Source organism: Alicyclobacillus sp. TC (assembly GCF_016804365.1).
Taxonomy (GTDB): Bacteria; Bacillota; Bacilli; order Alicyclobacillales; family Alicyclobacillaceae; genus Alicyclobacillus_I; species Alicyclobacillus_I tolerans.
This window is the reverse complement of record NZ_CP044434.1, coordinates 2,236,828-2,257,575: the sequence shown is the minus strand read 5'-3', so window position 1 is coordinate 2,257,575 and position 20,748 is coordinate 2,236,828. Positions and strand designations below refer to the sequence as shown.

19 protein-coding genes are annotated in these 20,748 nt (G+C 44.5%); 12 read left to right on the top strand and 7 right to left on the bottom strand.

What is annotated here, in order from left to right; genetic code table 11:
* The first annotated feature begins 18 nt into the window (after positions 1 to 18).
* From FY534_RS11145 to FY534_RS11135, 3 genes are read left to right on the top strand one after another with little or no spacing between them, the layout of a single operon-like run.
* A complete protein-coding gene (locus FY534_RS11145; RefSeq protein WP_203114592.1) occupies positions 19 to 1,248 on the top strand; it encodes an aminopeptidase in 1,230 nt (409 codons plus the stop codon).
* Positions 1,249 to 1,294: 46 nt separating this feature from the next.
* Positions 1,295 to 3,739, top strand: coding sequence for a GNAT family N-acetyltransferase (locus tag FY534_RS11140; protein ID WP_129583635.1), 2,445 nt, complete (start codon positions 1,295 to 1,297; stop codon positions 3,737 to 3,739).
* Positions 3,740 to 3,774: 35 nt separating this feature from the next.
* Positions 3,775 to 4,524, top strand: coding sequence for an NAD-dependent protein deacylase (locus FY534_RS11135; RefSeq protein ID WP_203114591.1), 750 nt, complete (start codon positions 3,775 to 3,777; stop codon positions 4,522 to 4,524).
* Positions 4,525 to 4,676: 152 nt separating this feature from the next.
* On the opposite strand, the gene FY534_RS11130 is transcribed toward FY534_RS11135, so the two are convergent.
* Positions 4,677 to 5,270: a hypothetical protein gene (locus FY534_RS11130; RefSeq protein WP_203114590.1), complete on the bottom strand. Its 594-nt coding sequence runs from the start codon at positions 5,268 to 5,270 to the stop codon at positions 4,677 to 4,679.
* Between the two features lie 247 nt (positions 5,271 to 5,517).
* Here FY534_RS11130 and trxB point away from each other — a divergent pair, with 247 nt between their 5' ends.
* A complete protein-coding gene (gene trxB, locus FY534_RS11125) occupies positions 5,518 to 6,492 on the top strand; it encodes a thioredoxin-disulfide reductase (RefSeq protein ID WP_203114589.1) in 975 nt (324 codons plus the stop codon).
* 88 nt (positions 6,493 to 6,580) lie between these two features.
* Positions 6,581 to 7,246 carry a polyadenylate binding domain-containing protein gene (locus FY534_RS11120; RefSeq protein ID WP_203114588.1) on the top strand — a complete coding sequence of 222 codons (666 nt, stop codon included), beginning with the start codon at positions 6,581 to 6,583 and terminating at the stop codon, positions 7,244 to 7,246.
* A gap of 137 nt (positions 7,247 to 7,383) precedes the next feature.
* Here FY534_RS11120 and FY534_RS11115 read toward each other — a convergent pair whose 3' ends face one another.
* The gene (locus FY534_RS11115) at positions 7,384 to 8,550 is read right to left on the bottom strand and encodes a glycosyltransferase family 2 protein (protein WP_203114587.1); all 1,167 of its coding nucleotides are present in this window, start codon (positions 8,548 to 8,550) and stop codon (positions 7,384 to 7,386) included.
* Positions 8,551 to 8,771: 221 nt separating this feature from the next.
* On the opposite strand from FY534_RS11115, the gene FY534_RS11110 reads away from it, so the two are divergent.
* Complete coding sequence (locus FY534_RS11110) at positions 8,772 to 9,116, top strand: DUF423 domain-containing protein (RefSeq protein WP_072874860.1); 345 nt, start codon at positions 8,772 to 8,774, stop codon at positions 9,114 to 9,116.
* 27 nt (positions 9,117 to 9,143) lie between these two features.
* Entirely contained in the window at positions 9,144 to 10,235 is a 1,092-nt protein-coding gene (locus tag FY534_RS11105) for an HD-GYP domain-containing protein (protein WP_203114586.1), read from the top strand.
* On the opposite strand, the gene FY534_RS11100 is transcribed toward FY534_RS11105, so the two are convergent.
* Positions 10,179 to 11,141, bottom strand: coding sequence for a DMT family transporter (locus FY534_RS11100; protein ID WP_203114585.1), 963 nt, complete (start codon positions 11,139 to 11,141; stop codon positions 10,179 to 10,181). The two genes, FY534_RS11105 and FY534_RS11100, sit on opposite strands and share 57 nt — an antisense overlap.
* Positions 11,142 to 11,277: 136 nt before the next feature.
* Here FY534_RS11100 and FY534_RS11095 point away from each other — a divergent pair, with 136 nt between their 5' ends.
* The gene (locus tag FY534_RS11095; protein WP_203114584.1) at positions 11,278 to 12,435 is read left to right on the top strand and encodes a trans-sulfuration enzyme family protein; all 1,158 of its coding nucleotides are present in this window, start codon (positions 11,278 to 11,280) and stop codon (positions 12,433 to 12,435) included.
* 22 nt (positions 12,436 to 12,457) lie between these two features.
* Here the strand turns inward: FY534_RS11095 and FY534_RS11090 are convergent, their stop codons facing one another.
* The gene (locus FY534_RS11090) at positions 12,458 to 13,108 is read right to left on the bottom strand and encodes a Maf family protein (protein ID WP_203114583.1); all 651 of its coding nucleotides are present in this window, start codon (positions 13,106 to 13,108) and stop codon (positions 12,458 to 12,460) included.
* A gap of 98 nt (positions 13,109 to 13,206) precedes the next feature.
* Between FY534_RS11090 and FY534_RS11085 the strand changes: the two genes are divergently transcribed.
* Both FY534_RS11085 and FY534_RS11080 read left to right on the top strand, forming a co-directional pair.
* A complete protein-coding gene (locus FY534_RS11085; RefSeq protein ID WP_072874823.1) occupies positions 13,207 to 13,404 on the top strand; it encodes a hypothetical protein in 198 nt (65 codons plus the stop codon).
* A 126-nt stretch (positions 13,405 to 13,530) separates the two neighbouring features.
* On the top strand, positions 13,531 to 14,679 hold the full coding sequence (locus tag FY534_RS11080) for an MFS transporter (protein ID WP_203114582.1): 1,149 nt from the start codon (positions 13,531 to 13,533) through the stop codon (positions 14,677 to 14,679).
* Here FY534_RS11080 and FY534_RS11075 read toward each other — a convergent pair.
* Positions 14,627 to 15,910 carry a BaiN/RdsA family NAD(P)/FAD-dependent oxidoreductase gene (locus tag FY534_RS11075; protein ID WP_255567367.1) on the bottom strand — a complete coding sequence of 428 codons (1,284 nt, stop codon included), beginning with the start codon at positions 15,908 to 15,910 and terminating at the stop codon, positions 14,627 to 14,629. The genes FY534_RS11080 and FY534_RS11075 overlap by 53 nt on opposite strands.
* A gap of 41 nt (positions 15,911 to 15,951) precedes the next feature.
* Complete coding sequence (locus FY534_RS11070; protein WP_203114581.1) at positions 15,952 to 16,881, bottom strand: DMT family transporter; 930 nt, start codon at positions 16,879 to 16,881, stop codon at positions 15,952 to 15,954.
* A gap of 299 nt (positions 16,882 to 17,180) precedes the next feature.
* Between FY534_RS11070 and FY534_RS11065 the strand changes: the two genes are divergently transcribed.
* Positions 17,181 to 18,347 (top strand): iron-containing alcohol dehydrogenase, encoded by a 1,167-nt coding sequence (locus tag FY534_RS11065; RefSeq protein WP_203114580.1) that lies wholly within the window; start codon positions 17,181 to 17,183, stop codon positions 18,345 to 18,347.
* 454 nt (positions 18,348 to 18,801) lie between these two features.
* Here FY534_RS11065 and FY534_RS11060 read toward each other — a convergent pair whose 3' ends face one another.
* A complete protein-coding gene (locus tag FY534_RS11060) occupies positions 18,802 to 19,995 on the bottom strand; it encodes a G1 family glutamic endopeptidase (RefSeq protein WP_203114579.1) in 1,194 nt (397 codons plus the stop codon).
* A 168-nt stretch (positions 19,996 to 20,163) separates the two neighbouring features.
* On the opposite strand from FY534_RS11060, the gene FY534_RS11055 reads away from it, so the two are divergent.
* Positions 20,164 to 20,670, top strand: a complete 507-nt coding sequence (locus FY534_RS11055) for a hypothetical protein (protein ID WP_203114578.1) — start codon at positions 20,164 to 20,166, stop codon at positions 20,668 to 20,670.
* Positions 20,671 to 20,748: the final 78 nt, after the last annotated feature.

Below are 20,748 nucleotides of genomic sequence, written 5' to 3'. Positions count from 1 at the left end.
CATAAAGGAGAGATTTACATGCCAAGTCAAGAACAATTGAAAAAATATGCGGACGTCCTGTTGAGAGTAGGTTTAAACATTCAATCGGGGCAGCCATTGGTGATTAACGCGCCGATTGAAACGGCCCCCTTTGTTCGAATTTTGACGGAGCGTGCTTATGTTGCTGGAGCTTCAAGAGTCTCTATACACTGGCATGATGCGTTGACAGAACGGGTTCAGCTACAAATGGAGAGTGAAGAAAATTTACAGCATGTTCCTCGTTGGTTCATTGCTCGTGCGGATGAAGTAATGGAAGAAAACTCTGCTTCGTTACATATTGCAGCAGATAACCCAGATGTTTTTAAAGATGTGCCTCCCCAACGCCTGTCTCTTCGTCAGCGGGCAATCGGAGAAAAACTTCGTCATATCAATCAGAAATTTATGGAAGATGAAATCACTTGGCTTGTTGCATCTATGCCGACGGCTGATTGGGCTAAAAAAATGTATTCCGAATTGCCAACGGATGAAGCCATTGAAAAACTCTGGGACACCATCTTTACAGTGATGCGCATGAATGCGGAAGATCCAATTCTAGCCTGGCAAACTCATCTGAATGGGCTCAAACAACGTGCGGCGTTTTTAAATGAAAAACATTTTGCCAAACTTCACTATACGGCTCCTGGAACGGATTTGTGGATTACATTGCCGGAAACTCACCGTTGGCAGGCGGCTGACAGTGTCAATGTTCAAGGCACAACTTTTACTGCTAATCTTCCTACGGAAGAGGTTTATACGCTACCTTATAAATATGGTGTGGAAGGTACAGTGGTAAGTACAATGCCTCTCTCTCATAATGGAGTCATTATAGAAAATATTCAATTGCGTTTTGAAGGTGGCCGAATTGTGGAATATCACGCAAGTCGTGGTGAAGAGACATTAAAAGAAATCATAGAGTTGGATGACGGATCACACTATTTGGGGGAAGTTGCGCTTGTGCCCATATCCTCGCCTATTTACCAATTACAACAATTGTTCTACAACACGTTGTTTGATGAGAATGCATCTTGTCATTTGGCTATTGGCAAGGCGTATCCAACTTGCCTTACAAATGGTAAAGGTAAATCAGAACAAGAACTCATTGACATGGGTGTCAATGATAGTTTAAACCACGTCGATTTTATGATTGGTTCTAACCAATTGAATATTGATGGGGTGACTCAAGACAATCAGATTGTTCCGTTGTTTCAGAACGGTGAATGGGTTATTTAAGGTTTTTGAAAAAAATTTCTTAGCGTGAATACAGGGGGGGTTCTCATTGGCTCGCGTCATACTGCGCGACGGAAGAGTGGCTGAGTTGCGGCGGGCCCGCAATACGAAAGAAGAAGTTGCACGCATTCGAGAGCTATTCGCGAAGACATCTCCTGAAAGTCTTTATTTTCGTTTTTTCCACATGATTAAGGAAGTGGACGACAAAACCATCATCAGCATGATGGGGGATGGGAAACAGGCTCTGGCGCTGATTTGTCTCCATGAAGATGAGGTTGTTGCGTTAGGCAATTACAAAGCAACTCATGATGAAATGGCGGAAGTAGCTTTTCTTGTCAAAGATGGTTTTCAAGGGCGAGGCATAGGCAGTTTATTGCTGGCTCACTTGGCAGAGGCCGCCTGGCTTTCTGGTTTTCGCAATCTGGAAGCTCATATCCTGCGGGACAATTATAGAATGTTGCAAGTTTTTCGCGCCAGTGGCTTTGAAATGGTATCTGAATCAGATGGGAACAGCGTCCATTTGATTTGGAGACTTGGGCGTCACGAACAAAGCCGTAATTTGCAAGCAGTACGTGAGAAACTGGCCACAGCAGCTTCTCTTCATCCTTTTTTTCAACCGAAAACCGTAGCGTTAATAGGTGCGTCGCGCAATCCTAAATCCATGAGTCATCAAATACTTCGCAATCTACTGACTGCCGAATTTACAGGTGTGCTCTATCCTGTTCACCCAACAGCCAAAGCGATTGCAGGTGTACGTGCTTATCCAAGTGTCAAAGATATTCCAGACTCTGTTGATCTCGCTGTCATTGCTGTGCCAGCCGCAGGTGTAGAGGATGTTGTGGATGATTGCTTGTCAGCAGGTGTGAAAGCCGTCATGATTCTATCCTCGGGATTTTCTGATGTGAATGCCGCTGGAGCAGAGTTGGAACAAGCCCTTTTGGATAAGTTGCGTTCAGCAGGCTGTCGTTTGATGGGACCCAATATGCTAGGAGTTTTGAATACGTCTGAACAAGTGCGCTTAAATGCTTCATTTGCACCAGAGATGCCCAAATCGGGACGGGTGGCTATAGCCAGTCATTCCGGAGCGTTGGGCATAGCCATTTTAGATTATGCCAGTAAAGTTGGAGTTGGCGTCTCTTCGTTTGCATCCCTTGGCAATCGAGCGGATGTATCGGGTAATGATTTACTGCAGTATTGGGAGACGGACAGTGAAACGGATATCATTTTGCTCTATTTAGAGACGTTTGGCAATCCTAAGAAATTTTCGCGCATTACACGTCGTTTGACACGCAATAAGCCTGTCTTGGCTGTAAAAAGCGGACGCAGTCCAGCCAGCCTCTTTGCTTCCCATCGTATTGGTCCAGCATTGGTACACGATGATGAAACAATCTCAGCATTATTTCGTCAAGCGGGAATTATTCGTGCAGATTCGCTGCAGGAAATGTTTGATATCACTGCACTTCTTTCCACACCAGTTTGGGCATCCGGAGATAGAGTCGCTATTGTGACCAATACTTCCGGAGGTGCAGTGTTGACTGCGGATATGCTGACTCGCGAGCGCCTGCGATTGATGCACCCGGTCATTAATCTGGGCTTTGAGGCGTTGGCAGACAGTTATCGCGAAGTCCTGCCTGTAGTTCTTGAAGACAACTCAGTAGATGCAGTGCTTGTTCTCTATACACCCGTGGGACCATCGGAAGAGGATGAGGTAGCAGAAGCGATTGCTGATGCACTGCGTGAAGTGCGCGCTAAAAAACTAGGTCAAGGTGAGAAATTTACCAAACCTGTAGTTGCCAATTTTCTTTTTCGAGGGGACTATCTGGTACGTTACATTCCTGTTGATACCGCCTATCGCGTTCCCATTTATCCTTTCCCAGAAAGCGCTGTGCGAGCGTTGGCGCGGGTAGTAGAATATCAAAATTATCGCCGATCTCCTGTTGGACGAATTGTTGATTTAGCCGATTTTGACGGTGAGACGGTACGCAACCATGTTCGTCAACAACTGGGTTCGAATGTACATCGCACTTTGCAAGAAAGAGAACTTCGAGAATTGGTTGAAATGGCTGGCTTTACTTTAGAGCAGCTTCCAGAAGAATGCAGAGTTCGTTGCAGCATTCGTGTTGAATCCGATCCTCTTTTTGGGAATCTTTTACGCACGTACCCAGAAGGGATTGGCGCATTTCAAGGGGTTTACGCTGTTCGCCTTTTGCCTTTAACAGATCTCGATGCAGATGCACTAGCCCGTTTGGTTGCTGGGTGGTTTGCTGATGCTCACACTCGACAGCGCGGTAAATCAGCATTGGCTTACTATGACGGTTGGGTTAGTGATTTAACCGACTTTTTTTCCCGGTTATCTCAACTTGTAGAAGATGTACCCGAAGTCAGTGGATTACAGGTCACCATCGGAAATTATGAGGGGCAAATAGGTTGGGTTGGAAAAGTTCATGCTGAGCTAGGCCGTCCAAGTGAATCGGAAGGTCCGGTACTTGAATAACCGTGCTCATTGAAAATGAAAGGCGGAAACAGTCCATGGATTGGCAGACGGCAGAGAGGATGGCCAATGGAATAGCGCACGCTAGACGCCTTGTGGTTTTAACAGGCGCTGGTATGAGTACGGAATCGGGTATTCCTGATTTTCGCTCTGCCTCTGGATTGTGGTCGGCAAACCATCGTATGGAGAAAATGTCAGTTTCTTATTGGAGGCAGAATCCAGATGATTTTTGGGCTGTCTTTCGAGAAACTTTTCTCTCCTCTTACTTTCTGCAGGCTAAACCACATATGGGACATTATGCGTTAGCTTCACTTGAGGAAGGAGGCAGGCACGGTCTTGTTCTGTTGACGCAGAATGTGGATGGACTTCATCAACTAGCAGGCAATCGTCATGTGATAGAGCTGCATGGCCATTTGCGCACTGCTCATTGCCCGCTTTGTCATACTGCTTACCATATGGCTGATTTGCCAAGAGATGAGACTCCTTATTGCACTTCGCTAACCTTGAAGGGTGAATGCGGCTATCCATTGCGGCCCGATGTTGTACTTTTTGGCGATCCGGTTCCTGACTATACGAAAGCCGCACTTTTGATAGAGCAGGCTGATTTATTGCTCGTCCTAGGCTCTTCTTTACTTGTCGAACCGGTTGCCAGTCTGCCTTTCTCCAGACAGGCGTCGTGTCCACTTTATATTCTCAATGAGGAGTCTACACCTCTGGATGCTGAGGCAGAAATCGTTCTGCATGCCAAAATTGGCGAAGTATTACCCGGATTGTTGGCTATGGTATAAGGGCAAGTTATGTGGATAAATAAAAAACCTCCAATTTCATGGTGATGAGCGAAATTGGAGGTTACTTCTTTCTTGATATTTGTTAAGGTAATGCTTGCCTATGATTTGAGATTGAATGTAAAAGCAACCTTAGTGCAACAGACACAAGAATCTTATACCCACCAGTGTGCATGGTTAGCAAAATTCAAGGTCACGCCGTAGGTCAGATAAAGTAACCAAATGCCAGTGAGAAATTGAAACAAACCAACTGATTTATTCCAAAATCCGCTGTTCATAAAACGTGCAAACACTTCACTGATATAGATTAATGTCAGACCCACAAACAATATAGCAGCAGGAATATCACCATTACCGCCGAAGGAAATTATACCAAGTACGCTTAAGAACAGTAAAGGAATAGCCATCCACGCTTCAGGGCCAGAGTCTGTTCCCTTATAACGGCGTAAACCGAGAACAATCCAATGGATACCATAAATAGTAAATGCGAGGGCTGCCATATACAGCGGAGCAGCATTGGCGTATACGGGAAACCAAGACATGCCCACCATAAGGTAAATGCCTGTTAATAATTGGGCAAAACCACCAAGAAAGATACCCCATAAACCTAACGTTTTCTCATGCTTTTCCTTATCTTTGCTCCAGTTTGGGCCATTGAAGAGAGTAGAGCCACCTTGGACAAAGTAGTTAATGGAAAGTCCAAGGAAACCAATGGCGATGGGCCAGAAGGGTGAGGATGGAAATGACATGATAATACCTCCTTTGATTGTGATATTTGATAAATAAATAGGGATAATGAAAGAAAACACTTTCATCTGCTAACATATCATATGGGAATAGAAAAAGAAAAGGCAATTAATAAAAGAAATTTAAATAGGGAAGTACACTAACTAATGTTTATCTTGATCGAATGTCAAAAATAAAGAAATTCTAGCGATAGTGTAAGTCTTGCGTTACAATTTGTAAGTAGTCAATGGATGTGAAAGGATGGTTACTATGACAACTCACCACGAAGTGATGATTTTGGGGACTGGACCAGCCGGGTATACAGCGGCTATTTATACCGCACGGGCAAATTTACATCCGTTTGTTTTGGAAGGTCATGAGCCCGGTGGTCAATTGACGTTGACGACGGAAGTTGAAAATTTCCCAGGATTTGCTGATGGTATTGACGGCCCGGTGTTAATGGAAAATATGCGCAAACAGGCAGAACGCATGGGTGCGACTTTTCAGTTTGGTAAAGCAGTAGAAGTGGATTTATCAAAGCGTCCATTTACTGTCAAAGTAGATGATGGCAGTTTACACACAGCGGATGCTCTTATCCTCGCTACGGGTGCTTCTGCCAAAATGCTGAATATTCCTGGCGAGCAAGATATGATTGGTCGAGGTGTTTCCACGTGCGCTACCTGTGATGGCCGCTTTTTTGCCAATAAAGAAATTATTGTGGTAGGTGGCGGCGATTCGGCAATGGAAGAGGCTACTTATCTGACAAGGCACGCCTCAAAAGTCACGATTGTCCATCGGCGCAATGAATTGCGAGCTTCAAAAATTATGCAGGAGAGAGCAAGAAACAATCCAAAAATCGCCTGGGTGTTAAATGTTACTCCTATTGAAGTTGTGAGCGAGAACGGTAAAATGAAGGGTCTCAAAGTTCAGGATAACGAATCTGGCCAAGAGCGTCTTATTGAAGCGGATGGAGTATTTGTAGCTATAGGGCATCAACCGAATACGGATTTTCTGCAAAATCAGTTAGAAGTCAATGACATTGGCTATATCGTGACGCGGGGAAATACCAGTCTCACCAGTGTGGAAGGTGTTTTTGCCTGTGGAGACGTTATGGATCCTCACTACAGGCAAGCGATTACTGCAGCAGGAAGTGGTTGTAAAGCGGCTATGGATGCGGAAAAATTTCTTGAAGGTAGCGCTTTTCATGATTGGTCCATTGAGTTACAGGAAGCTCCAAAGATGTAATATAGCATAAAAAAATCCTCTGCATAGGAATGTGCGCGCCAACACATACTTTGTTTGGTTCGCATATTCCCGCAAAGGAGAGGATTTTATGAACCAATCGTATCAACAAGGTGGATATGGTATGCAGGGGCAAACACTCAGTCAGTTTGCTACTCCGTCTCAAACTGTGCAGCGCCATATTCAACAAGATTTAGGCTATTATGGTCAACAAACACAAAGTTACCATCAGCCGATGCCAACTTCCATGGGATATGGAATGGGCCAACAAGGTGGAGCACATTATGAACATTCCACATTCTCTGAGTATGGTACTCCTGCACATGTTGTACAACAGCATATGCAACAGGATTTAGGTCAACAGAGAATGCCCATGGCACAATCTGGGTCACATGGTTCCATGATGATGGCTGGCGGCTATCAGCAAGGTTACTCTCAACCTGCACTGCATCAGGTTATGCAAGCCGCTCCAGTAGGTTATCAAGACCAAATGTCGAGTCAACAGGGACCTATCATGAGTTCCAACCTCTACACGCAAGGTCATTATTCTCCTCAACACCCTTATCCTCAAATGAATCACGGACATTCCATGCTATCTGAATATGGCACCTCTCCCCAAGTTGTTCAACAGCATATTCAGCAGGATTTACAGTATGGTATCGGCAACATGACCTCTGAACAAGCTGGTCATCGTGTTGGTCAAGCGGTACAAATGGGCATGTCTATGATGGGTCAACCGTATCGCCCCTATTCCTAAACCTCTTTACGCATAAATCGGTTGTTTTTAGACAAACTCGATTGACTGTATGGCTTTTTGAGAATTGACAATGACACGGCCTTCATCCTACTTGGGTGAAGGCCGTGTATGGAGATAGCATTATGTCAATGTATGATTTATGTTTTGATATTTTCTTGCCGTTTTATATTCCATACTTTTCCTTTCCATTCCACCTGTTTGACAATCATTATCTTCCAAACTGAATGTAAAAACATGATGACTAACAGTAATGATGAAATTGGAAAGAGTGAAGCGCTGATTACGGAAAAAGAACCGGATCGGCGTAATAGGGCAAGCAGAAGGGCCGCTTCTGCAAAGTAGGCAATACTAAAAGCAATAAAATGGGATTTTGTGGGTTGCTGTGAATTTAACCAAATGGGCCAAAAACTGAGTAGACCCATAATCCACAGGACAATTAGAAACGATCGCCATCGATTACCTTCCGCTAAGGCAGAAGCAGCCAGGGTTTTAACCCAGCTTGTCCATAATTCGTTTAGGTTTTTATGGATATTTTGAAAAATCGTGTTTCCTCCAAGTAAATTGATAACTGGGACATAAAAGCTCATTTTTTGGGCAAATCGATACTGTTCCAAAATTTCTGAACGTACGAGCAGATGACTGCCCACATGAAAGTAAACTTCTTTGGGCGTTAAAGAAAACGGTCCAAACCCACCGCTTTGGCGAGGAGGCAACGCTCCTTTACTCATCATTAAGACGGTTGAAGCGTTGGCAAGAAGGGTCAATTGCTCAAAACTCTCCTGATGTTTATGGGAGGGTTGTACGGTATAATAAGCTGCCGTAGGTGGAAGATTGCGCAGCCATTGAAGCAAATGGCCCGGCTCAATATATACATCAGCATCAGCAAACAGCAACCAATCTCCTTTAGCTCGTGTTGCGCCAGAAATAAGCGCCCAAGTTTTACCGTACCAGGCTCGCGGTGAGTGGCGCAAGGAATGAACTTTAGCCCCAGCAGCCATTGCAATAAAAGCAGTTCGATCTGTAGATGAATCATCCACCACAATAATTTCTGCAATTAAATCTGGATCGAGTTCATAAGCACTCATCCACAACGGCAAGTTGGTTCGAAGATTTTCTTCTTCGTTGCGTGCTGGAATAATGACAGAGATACGCATCGGATACTTTTTGCGCAGCATAGGTGCTACATTTGCGCCAATGACAGCAGGAAGCGGCTGGGGATGGCGCGGGATGGGACGAACCATGGTAAAAAGCAAATATATGCCTGCCAGAAAGCTCACAGTAGGCAGAATCAGGTGAACAATCAAATCGCTTACCCCATCTCTTTTATATCTTTGAGGGCATCCTACCATATTCAGGAGAAGAATGATATTGTAAAGCAGTCTTTTCATTCTTCAATCCCAGCTTGGCAGGAGTTTTCAACTTTGCATAGAAAACCATCGATCAGCTGGTTGTAAGAGAGTCTAATGACATCATGAATCATTGAAAAGAGGTGTTCCCACTGTTTTTTTTAGCCGTAGGTGCAATTATGGCTTTCTTGGCTGTGGCATTGGGAGCTTTTGCGGCGCATGGTTTGAGGCAAAAGCGTGATGTGTCCGAATTGCAGGTATTTCAAACTGGGGTCACTTATCAAATGTATCATGCGCTTGCCATAATTGGAGTTGCTTCTTTGCACTTTTGGCAACCACAACTTCTTACACTTTGGGTAGAAGTGTGTTTTTTGGTGGGTATCATTTTATTTTCAGGAAGTCTTTATCTTTTAACATGGACAAGAGTTAAACGTTGGGGAGCTGTAACACCTGTTGGTGGCATCTTTTTTCTCTTAGGTTGGGCATTGTTGTTTGTCCTAGCTCTTCAACATCTCAACACCTAATCGCGCCTATCGAGGTGAATATCGGCCATGCGCATGAAAGCTGTCTCATCACTTGTACCTGGAGAATTGCTCGCTCAACCTGTATTCGGTAAAAGCGGTCAAATATTACTTCAAAAGCATGTCGAATTAACTTCATCCTACATCAGAAAGCTGGAGAACTATGGGCATACTTATGTATTTATAGAAGATCCAAGAACCGAAGATATTGAAGTGTCAGACGCTTTGTCTCAAGAATTGCAAGCTGAAGTTTTAAACAAAATCGAGCGTACTTTCAAGAAAATTCAAAAATCATTTGAAGATCCAACTTATACACGTGATATTCGATTAGGTGATACTTTTCAAGAATTATTTGGACTATTATTCGATCACGTTCTGAAAAATCAGGTCGTTTTGACGCATCTGACGTCTCTTTATACGAGTGATAATTTTTTATACAGTCATTGCATGAACGTGTCACTCTATGCCGGAGCCATCGCAGTAGGGAATGGATACAGTGAATCGCGAGTCAAAGAACTGGGCGTGGGTGCTATGTTGCATGACATTGGGAAATTAGCCATCGATAAAAGTATTCTGGACAAGCCTGGCAGATTGACGGATGAAGAGCGCACGCTGGTAGAGCAACATTGTCAAATTGGCTATGATCTACTGATTCAGCAGCCATCCATTCACTCTCTTTCTGCTCATTGTGCGCTTCAACATCATGAACGCATGAACGGAAAAGGATATCCGCGCCGCTTGAAAGGAATGGAGATACACGAGTTTGGAAGAATTATGGCAGTGGCGGATGTCTATGACGCGCTGACTTCAAATCGTGTTTATCGCAAGGCGTTTTTGCCGCATGAAGCGGTGGAGATGCTTTATGCGGGCTCTGGAGTAGATTTTGATCCTGAATTTATTCGACTTTTTGTTAAACATGTCAATGTCTATCCACCTGGTGTACCTGTTGTTTTAAACGGTATTTTTGAGGGAGTGGTGGTAAGAAACAATCCACAAAATCTATTGCGGCCGGTGGTACGAATTTTGCGTGAATCAGGTCGAGTTGTCGAGCCGTATGATATAGATTTATCCGTCTGTCTCCATATGGTGATTAGCAATGTTATCCAATCCACCGTCTCCTGAGTTGGTTAAAGGGAGAGTATCTTTCAATAAGGATGTTTTCCGCAAGAATAGATAGACTCCAGTAAGCAACAATATGCCGCCCATTGCTTCTTGCCAGTGAATCCATTGATTTAACAGCAGCCAAGCAAGTAGTATAGCCCCAAGGGGTTCACCCAAAATGGTCATAGAAACAGCAGAAGCCGGAAGTTTCTTTAAAACCAAATTAAAGAGAGCGTGACCGAGCAGAGTGGGGACAAGGGCGAGTAACAAAAAGAGTATCCAATTATTGAATGAATAGTGGAACCAGGGAGAACGGTGAATCAAAGTATCTAAGGATAGTAACAGGGCGGCTATAGAAAATACGCTGACATTATAGGTCCAGACGCTGACATTTGTTCGCGCCTTTTGGCCAGCGAGCATGTAAAGAGCAGCAAATATTGTGCCAAGAAATGCATAAATATCTCCCAAAAAGGCGTTTTGGCTCAATTGTAAATCATTGTAACCCACAAGTGACGTTCCGCATAGCGCAATAAAACAAGCGCATTGTTGCCAACGATTTAATCGTTCACCGAAGAGAAAAAAGGCTCCACATGCTACGAGGACGGGCTGTAATGCTACAATAAGCGTGGATGAAGAAACGGAAGTATATTTTAAAGAAAGAATCCAAAAGACAAAATGGAAGCCAAGAAACACACCGGCACATCCGATAGAAACGAGATCGACCCAAGATAATTTGGACCATAGCGTTCTTTCGCGCCAAGCGAAGGGTATGATGAGAAGTGAAGCTATAAGCATTCGATAAAATCCAATTACACTGGCAGGAGCGGTTGACATTTTTATAAAAATGGATGAGAAATATACCGCAATCACTGCAACAACCAGAAGTGCGCCATACTGAAATCGCTGGTTTGAAAATTTTTTAAGCATTTGTACTACGCTCCTCAGCAAGCGAACTGATGCCAAACAGGGCGTTGCAGAAAAATAGTTCCTGCAATTTCAATGAAATTCATTAAAAGCAACAGATGAAATCGTATGCTGTTGCGGTAAAGAAGGAGTAGCGGGCATGAATTTGGACACCCTTTTAGCACAATTAGGGAACCGTCAGGATCCTATTACAGGAAGTGTTTCGGCACCTGTTTATCGAGCAACTACATATGCGCATCCAGCGCTCGGGCAAAGTACCGGCTTTGATTATACACGAACAGGCAACCCTACACGCACTATTTTAGAACGCGCTATTGCGGATTTGGAAGGTGGAGCGAGAGGGTTTGCGTTTAGTTCTGGGATGGCTGCTGTTCATGCTGTCATGCAGTTGTTTTCGCCAGGTGACCATTTGATTTTTTCGAATGATTTGTATGGAGGCACATATCGGCTGGTAGAAAAGTTTTTACGTAAAGTAGGGATAGAGGCAAGTTACGTAGATACGAGTAACTTGGAAGAAGTGCAAGCTGCTATACAATCGCAGACACGCGGTCTTTTTGTTGAGACGCCTACCAATCCCACTTTAAAAGTCGCTGATTTACAAGCCTTGGGTGACCTTTGTAAAACTCATCAGCTTCTTTATATTGTGGACAACACCTTTATGACGCCCTATTTGCAACGGCCAATGCAATATGGTGCAGATATTATTGTACACTCCGCCACTAAATTTCTCGGAGGACATAACGATGTACTGGCAGGACTTGTTGTGACGAAAACGGAAGAATTAGGTAATGATCTTTATTTCATACAAAATTCTATCGGATCCACGCTCGGCCCTGACGATTCTTGGTTACTTTTGCGCGGTATGAAAACTTTAGCTCTCCGTATGGAGCGTCATTCTAAAACAGCCTCTGTTCTTGCTCAGTATCTGTCGGGACATCCGTTGATAGCGCGTGTACATTATCCAGGCTTAGAACTTCATCCTGGATACGCTGTACAGAAAAAGCAATCAAGCGATTTTGGCGGCATGCTCTCCTTTGAAGTCATACATGAATCGATGGTGCCTGTTATTTTAAAACAGGTGCGATTAATTACGTTTGCTGAGAGTCTTGGCGGTACGGAAACCCTTATCACTTATCCTGCTGTGCAAACTCACGCGGATATTCCTGAAAAGATACGCGAAGCTTGTGGGGTTACCCAGCGCTTACTTCGTCTCTCTGTAGGCCTGGAAAATGCGGTGGATTTGCAGATGGACTTAGAAAACGCCTTGACGGAAGCTGCTCAAATAACTTCATCTTGACGCGTTTGTGCTGTTTGGCTGGCTACGATTTGAAAGTTGAAAATAAAGGTGCCTGATATCCTATACGTTTAGCCAAAGACCACAAAACTCTTGGTGATAGACCCATTACGGTAAAAAAATCACCTTCCACTTTTTCAATAAACTGTGCACCCATGCCTTGAGCAGCATAGGCGCCCGCTTTGTCGAGAGGTTCACCTGTAGCAATATAACGGACAAAATCTTCTCGCTGAATGTTTGCGAAAGTTACTTTAGCGCAGTCTGTTTCACTGACGAGTAGTTGGTTTTTCAGATCGTAAATAGCAATACATGTCCAGACTAGATGGCTTCGTCCGCTGAGAGCCATCAGTGTCGCCAGAGCTTCGTTGGCATCGCTGGGCTTGCCGATAGCCGTTCCATCGAGATCGACCAAAGTGTCTGCAGTCACTATCCACCAGGGCTGATGATTGGGTGTTGGGATGAGAAAGTGTTCTTCCTGCAGTTGTTGATATACGGCGTGAGCTTTAGCTTCTGCAAGCAGTTTGACTTGTTTTTCTGGTGGGTAATCTTTTGCGAAAGATTCGTCTAAATGGCTAGGACGTATGTGATATGTTTGTCCGAGCATATCCAATATGGCTTGGCGGCGTTGTGAACTAGAACCTAGTAGCCAATGAATCCTGATGCTGTCATTTTTCATCAGTTATCGTGCTCCTTTATAAAGAAATTATCATGATTCTCCATTGTTTTGCACACAATGAGACTGCTTGTCGATTTTTAGTCAAGGAGGCCTGTACAATGACGACTCGACGCAAATCCATAGGACGTGGAGATGAAGCAGTAGGTCCTGTTCTCTCTCCAGAAGCCAGCACAGCTATGGCGCGCGGTGAACATCGCGGAGAACATCGACCACACGGGAATCCTAAATACGGAAAGTACAGTCGAAAATTGGGTGGTTCCTACGGTTCGTCAGTACAGCATAACCTAAACGACTAAGTTAGACAGCAGACGGCTTGGCAATCCATTTTCGCGCCACTTTAGCGCGGATGGATCTTGCCGTCCCATCTCATTCTGGCAATACTACTTTCATAATGAAGATGGACAGGAGGACAGAAAGAAACTATGATTTCCCGTCCATTGATGCTCTATCTAGGCAGTGAGACTTTGTTGAGTCTAGGTATTGGCATGGCACAATATGCGCTACCTTTTTTTTATGCACATCAAGGTTTGACAGACGCTCGTATTGGCGTGTTGTTTTCGATTAATGCGCTTTGTGGAGCTTTTGTTGCTTTACTCTTGGGTGGTGTTGCTGACAGGCTTGGAGCTTCGAAAGTTTGGAAATTAGCAACACTGATTATTGTTCTCGGATATTTGGGCATTGGCCTTGGTAATTTACAATGGGTGTATGCTGTCTGCACAGCTTTGGCGGGAATTGGTGGATCACTTTTGGTGTCGACAGAGAATGTAGTTCTCTCTTCTCTGACGGTTTCATCAGAGAAGGCACATATCTTCAGTCGGTTTGTTGCCATGTACATGTTTTGCATGGGCGCAGGTAACGTACTTGCTGGTTTTCTTTCGCCAATTTTAGGATTTCGTCATGTTCTTTTACTCGGTACAGCGATTGCGCTCATAGCTCCAGTCATTCGATTGTTCGTGAGAGCTCCTGATGCAAAGGCTCATCGCGCTTTTCGCAAACCTTCGCGGAGAATCATTTGGATGAGTGGATTCTCCTTTCTGTTTGGCCTAGCACCTGGTTTACTGTCTCAATTTATGACGCTTGTTTTACATCAGAATTTTGGTGGCTCCCCAGAAGCCATATCGATTGTTTCTGCACTGGCTATGTTTATGGTATCTATAGGTTCTGCAACAGTAGGGCCGTTAATTCGTCGAGTTCGTGAATTTCCTACTCTATCCATGGCTTTTGCTCTTTCAGCGGGGACCACTGCAGCTTCTGCGTGGGTATCGGGATTTTGGTCCTTTTCTGGACTTTATCTTGTTCGTACGGCGGCTAGTTCCATTCCGCAACCAATTGTAGATGCGTCCTTTCTCCGTTTTTTAGCAGAAACCGAGTATGCGCAAATGTTTGGAGTTCGTGTGGCCGGTGCTAATCTTGGCAGTGCTGTTGGAAGTTGGTGGGGAGGCAGCCTATTGTCGCAGCGCATGCTGCAACCGCTTCTTTGGCTGTCAGCTGCCTTTTTCTTTGTAGCTTACGTTTACATTATGTTGCTGTTGCGTAGTATGCGGCACTCTCTCCAGCTGTCCAACCAGTAGAAAAGGCTACTGTAATATTGTATCCGCCTGTGTGGGCGTGTACGTCCATCACTTCTCCAGCAAAATAGAGACCGTTGCAGAGTTTGGAAGCCATAGTTTTGGGGTCAATCTCTTTGACAGAGACCCCTCCTCCAGTTACTGTGGCTTTGCTAAGAGACAACGTACCTTGAATGGGGAGAGTAAAACAATGAATGATTTCCTCGATTTTTTCCAATTCACCATTGGAAATCTCGGCCATGGGCCGATTACCTTGCACTTTGGCACGCTCTAAAACAGCAGTGGCCAGTCTTTCAGGCATCATTTCCGTCAATACATGATGCAAATGCCTGCGAGGCGAACGCTGTCGACGCTGCACCCAGTTAGCCAGACCTTCTTCCTTGCTGAACACAGGAGCCAGATTAATAGCAAGGATCAATGAATCTGCAGGATCTTTTCGTTTGGTGACGGATACATAGTGACTGCATCGTAAAGCGGCAGGACCACTGACGCCGAAATGCGTAAAAATCATGTCTCCGTTCTGTACCGTCAAAATTTTTCCGCGTTTATGGAGAAGAGTCAATTCTACATTTTGTAAAGAGAGACCTTGTAAACTGCGATTTTGAATACAAGGAGCGTTAGAGACCAGCGGTACTTCGGTAGGAAAAGGCGCAACAATGGTGTGTCCAGCCTCGATTGCCCACGGATACGCGTCTCCTGTACTGCCTGTGGCAGGTACACTGCATCCTCCAGTGGCAATGACTACGGCTGGTGATCGTAAAGTTTCTCCGCTTTGCAGTATTACGCCGCAAATTTTGCCTTCTCTCAGATAGAGTTGTTTCACGGGTGTACGTAAGCGAATGTCCACATCTAGCCTGCGTACTTCGTTGACCAGAGCGGCAACAACGGTCAATGCACTATTACTCACTGGAAAAACTCTTCCTCGATCTTCTTCTTTCAACTCAATTCCTAGATTTTGGAAAAATTGCATGATATGTTGATTATTGAAACGATGCAAAGTGGAATAAAGAAATTTGGCATTTCCAGGGATATTCTCCATTAGCTCCGGTAAGGGCTTGGCGTTTGTTACATTGCATCGACCGCCGCCTGAAATAGCTAGTTTGCGTCCTAATTTTTCTCCCTTCTCAAGCAATAGGGTTCGCGCACCTTTTTCAGCAGCCGCTACGGCAGCCATTAAGCCTGCAGGACCTCCGCCTATAATAATCACATCAGCATGTTCATTTTTTGTTAGCAAACATTTTCACTCCACCTTGTTCTTATCCAGCCATTATTGTATCACGGGAAGAGGTGCGGTCCTATGGCAATGGTTAAAATGCCTAATGTACCCAGACAAGCTGCAAATACTGAGTAGGCGGAGAAGGATTCCAATTTTGATAAGAAAAGAATGGAGAATAAAGTCACCAACAAGGGTTCCGCTCCACTGATAGCCGCCACAGTAGAAATCGGAATATTTTGGCTTGCAGCAAAGAAAAATAAGATGCCAACAGCAGAAAGAAAACCTGCCGTCGCAAAGTAAGCGCCTGTTTGTCGCCAAGGATAGGACGACCAATGGTTTTGCAAGGGTGGGTAGATCAATCTGACCAAAAAATAGACGATTGTGGCTACTGTACAGTCCATCGCGGCTGCGGTTAGACTGGGGAAGTTATGGAGTACAGCTAGTTTGCGTGCACTGTGGCCAATTCCTTGAAATGTTGCTGCAAAGAAAGCAAGGCTCATTCCGGATGTAAAAAAAGACCAGGTCATTCCGCGTAAAGGCTTTATTTTTTGTTCGTGGAAAAGCAGTCCAATGCTTAAACCGATAAGGCCGATCCCGACAAGTTGACCGATATCAGGTTGCTCTCTCAGCCAAAGAAAGGCAATCGCCATTGTGAAGATGGGAGAGAGTGATTTAACAATTATTCCTCGCGTTGCACCGACCGCAGCAATTGCTCGATAGAGAAAATATCTTCCTAAAAATGTACCCAAGATTCCAGAGAGCAAGGAATATAGAAAGGAAGATAGAGGCGCATGTAAAACGGATAAGAGCATTTGCTGATGCGTCAAATAGTTAATCAGCCAAAAACCGTCCAGAAGGAGAGTACTCACGATGAGCACAGGTAATAGACCGGCGTCAGTGATGGCAGCTTCTGACTGACCGCGGCGCAGAACGACATAGGATAACGAATAGCAGAGTGTTGACAAAACTGCAAACATCACTCCTGACACGCGGTATCCTCGCTTTCTCAGGCCTGTAAGCCTCGGATTCACGGGCCTGAAAGCCACGCTTAATTGGATCTGGAACTCCATTCAATTTGTTCGAGTTGAGACCAGTTCACAGTGGATGCAAAACTTGCAGACGACTATCTTCATGTATATGAAGTGAAGGACAACTTTAGACAGACAGAAGAAAGCAGCTATTTGCCGCCTTTAATCATGTTTTGGTCTGGAGACCAAAACATGATAAACTAATTATTAGCTTGCAAAAGGTAACCATTTTGCCATTTGCAAAATCAGGAGGAGATTTTATGAACCCGTTTCGTTTTCAAAATCCAACAGCACTTTACTATGGGAAAGGTCAATTGGAACAGCACCTTGTTGAGGAAATTCGTAAATATGGAAACAAAGTGTTGTTGCTATACGGCGGTGGAAGTATCAAGCGTTTTGGACTGTACGACAAAGTTATCCACCTGCTTAGAGAAGGTAGCATTGAGTGGGTTGAACTCGCTGGTGTCGAACCTAATCCCCGTTTGACAACAGTTCATAAAGGCATCGATCTCTGCAAATCGGAGGGCGTACACCTCATTCTTGCAGTAGGTGGGGGTTCAGTTTTAGACTGCGCTAAAGCGATTGCTATGGGAGTCAAGTTTGATGGTGAAGTGTATGACATCTATCAACGCAAGGCAGTTGCTAAAGATGCCTTACCGATTGGAACCATTCTTACTTTAGCAGCCACCGGATCGGAAATGAATTCTGGTGGAGTTATTACAAATTGGGAAACCAAAGAAAAACTCGGCGGCGGTTCTCCTTATACATTCCCGAAATTTTCATTCTGTGATGCAGAAAATACATTTACAGTACCTCGTGATCAGACAATTTATGGTATCTGTGACATGCTTGCGCATTGTTATGAACACTATTTTCATCCCACGGAAAATGCGCCATTGCAAAGGCGCCTTATAGAGTCTGTAATAAAAACCATTATTGAAAATGCTCGTAAAGTCATTGACGAACCAACTAACTATGAAGCCAGAGAGACGATAATGTACTGCTCGACCATGGCACTAAACGGCATGATTAGCATGGGGATTGAAGGAGATTGGGCTAATCACGCAATGGAACATGAAATCAGTGCCATTTACGATATTCCTCATGGTGGCGGTCTTGCTATATTATTTCCACACTGGATGGACTTTGTTTCTCAGGAAAAACCAGAGCGTTTTGCTGATCTCGCTGTCCATGTTTTCGGAATCAATCCAGCGGGCAAAAGTACATCTCAATTGGCTGCTGAAGGGATTGAAAAGGTTCGAGAATTTTACCGTTCGATTGAAGCGCCACAGAGATTGGCTGATTATCAAATCGGCTCAGAAAATCTGGAGCGTATGGCCGAACAGAGTGTGCGTTTTGGAGAAATAGGGAAGTATCGCAAATTGAACAAAAATGATGTATTGAGAATTATGCAAGCTGCGCTATAACGCGCTATAAATTGATATATTAACCCCTGCCCCTGCCTCATTGTTAAATCGGAGGCAGGTTTTTTCTTGTGGGTGACCATGATTGCGACGGTCATAGTAGATAATGTAAGGTCGGTATGGACAAGCAGACAACTAGAAGTCTTTGATTTACCCATATGGACGGCATATCTTGGTCTTGTAATGTTCGTCTGGGCTGTTATTCCCTTGATAGGATGACTTCGCCGGATGAAAGTGGAGGAATCCATCTTGTTTGCTCATATCGGTGAAGCTTATGGACCATACAGGCAGCGCACATGGCGTTTGCTGCCGTGGATCTATTGATGGCTGGAAATTTTTTAAGAGATCTCTGTTCCATCCAGTGTGAAAAGAGACTCAATAGAAAAGGCTAGGTTGCCCTAGCCTTCAAAATCCGATGTGAAATCGATTTGTCCTGTTTATTAAATGAGATTTTAGATTACCAAGCGGTCCACTGGATGGTCCATTGCCAGTTCCCTTGTTGATTATGGACAACATGAGTATGCACATGTTGACTCAACAGCTGTAGAGGATTCCAACTCGAGTAGTTGGAGTGAGTTCCAGCATTCGTTAAATTACCAAAGGCACCCCAGTTGTTATTGGACAGTAATGATTGCAACTGTTGCTCTGCCTGTTGCAACTGTGCGACCCATTGCTGTTGTAGTTGTATCCAGCTTGATCCGTTAGAGGGAAGCAAAGAATTCCAGCTTCCGTTTGGATTTCCAAAAGCTTGTTGTAACTGTTGTTGCAATTGGTTTTGCATCTGTTGCCATTGCTGCCACGCTTCTGAACTATCAGATGATGGGAAAGGACCTGTTGGAACTTGTTGAACGACTGTAATTTGTGGCACTGTAGTGGCTCCAGAGTTGCCTGTATCTGAAGTGTAAAAACTGGTATCTCCTTGGTAGAGCTGTGAAGGCTGAACCAAAACCGTTTGACCGTCAGTGCCAACTAAAGCCATAGGCTCAGTGGATGCATCAGATTGTAGAATAGGTAACCCATTGGCGGTTGCATTTGTATATCGAATCGTACCCATTTGTGCTAACGGAATGAGATTCAACGAGACATCGGAAGGATCTTCGCTTATCCAGTCCGCGCTTGTACCCATCGCTTCCTGATAGGCGGGAGATACTTCTACTTCCTTTGTATATGTTTGGGTTTGTCCATTATCAGATACCACAGCTTTTAACAGGAACGTGTTTGAATTAGCCGATACAGGCGCAATGGAAGCAGAAACGGTTGCTCCAGCCGGAAGAGTCAACCAATCATTCGCTGCATTCGGTAATTTCTCCCAAAAAAGTACATTTTCCGCCTGTCCATTATCCATGGTTTCCACAGTACCCATTTGCAATAAATCTTTTGATTGCACGCCACCGAGCCCAATCCACTGAGCTGCTGCAGACTGATCTTCACCTTCAATGGCTGGGACCTGCCAAGTGCCGGTCACAGAATGAAAGGTTTGACCAGGCTTGGCGATATCGACATAACCAGCCCAGTTTTTGCTGCCGATTTCATCCGTTGCGTATAGGGGAGCATGTTTTATACTTTGAGAATTGGAAGACGCATGCATCTGGAGTGCAATTGTAGCAGGTACAGCTACAACTGCAGACATTAAAATGGCTTTGCCAAGCATGCTGGTGCACCTCCCTCATTCTAGTTGATTGATTTTTATTTTACTGTACTACGGAAACTTCGAAAAGTGCTTGAAAGATAATTCCTCTTCCCAAATTGATGATTTTGTGTCGATTGGGGCAAAGTAAAATGAATCCCCCAACAACTATGTGTATGGAAGTGATGGAAAATGAGAAGACATGCTTGGAGTGCAGCAGCCGTTTTTTTGGCAACCGTTCTGCTGCCAGGCTGTGGCGAATACCATCCTGAACAAAACATCAAATTGAGCAATAACGAAGTTGCCGATATTCTTCCTACTAGTGTAGCCGGTAAACCTATGACCTTAAACATGCCTAAGCGAATTCAGAATCCACCGCCAACTCATGTGGCCATAGTTGGGAAAGAGTTGCATATCTGGTCTGATGATGCTTGGTATGGTCATCAGGTAGAAGTCTTTCACGTACCAGCCCGTGACATTTCATTACAAGATGGACACTTTGCACTTGCCAGTACGGGAAGTGTCCAGAAAATTGCTAGTGGCACCATTCAACCGAATGGCACATGGTCGGTATACTGGCCAGGCGGAGCAGTGTACGTTGCTGATAAGCAACACGAGTTTTTTCTCATTCGTACGAATGAAGGTCAATTCGGACTTGCAGAGTATTCTCCAGCAAAAATCCACCATAAAAATACTTGAAAATAAGCCTCCTTCTCCACGTTGGTGTGGATAGGGAGGCTTATTTCATGTCTGCTCAAACTTATAGAGGTGTAGGTC